This is a genomic window from Salmonella sp. SAL4457, assembly GCF_046548235.1.
Lineage (GTDB): Bacteria > Pseudomonadota > Gammaproteobacteria > Enterobacterales > Enterobacteriaceae > Salmonella > Salmonella enterica.
Genome location: NZ_JBGDZO010000176.1, coordinates 1 through 344, shown reverse-complemented (window position 1 = coordinate 344; position 344 = coordinate 1). Strand labels below are relative to the sequence as shown.

Annotated in this window: 1 pseudogene; it reads right to left on the bottom strand. The window is 73.5% G+C overall.

Annotated features, from left to right (window positions below):
• Positions 1 to 138: 138 nt before the first annotated feature.
• Positions 139 to 344, bottom strand: a pseudogene (locus ACLJNW_RS23790) (NAD(P)H nitroreductase); the annotation flags it as partial.

The following is a 344-nucleotide window of genomic DNA, read 5'->3' as shown; positions in this document are numbered from 1 at the left end:
TCCTCGGCCAGGCGGAAGAAGGCCGGCGCTGGCTGCCGGCGGCCGTGGAAGCCGCCCGACGACTGGCCGGCTGGCAGGGCGGACGACTGCTCTGGCACGCCCAGGGCGCGGATTGGTGCGTACGCCTGCTGTTGCCGCTCAGCCCGGCCAGGCGCTGACGAAGGCCGTCGGGTCGAGTTCCGCCGGCGTGCGCAACTCGCCCATCGGCGTACCCAGGTAGACGAAGCCGATGATCCGCTCCTGCTCGCCGAGCCCCAGGCCGGCGTGCACCACCGGATCGGTGGCCATCTCGCCGGTCCGCCACATCGCCCCCAGTCCCTGGGCATAGGCGCCCAGCACCAGGC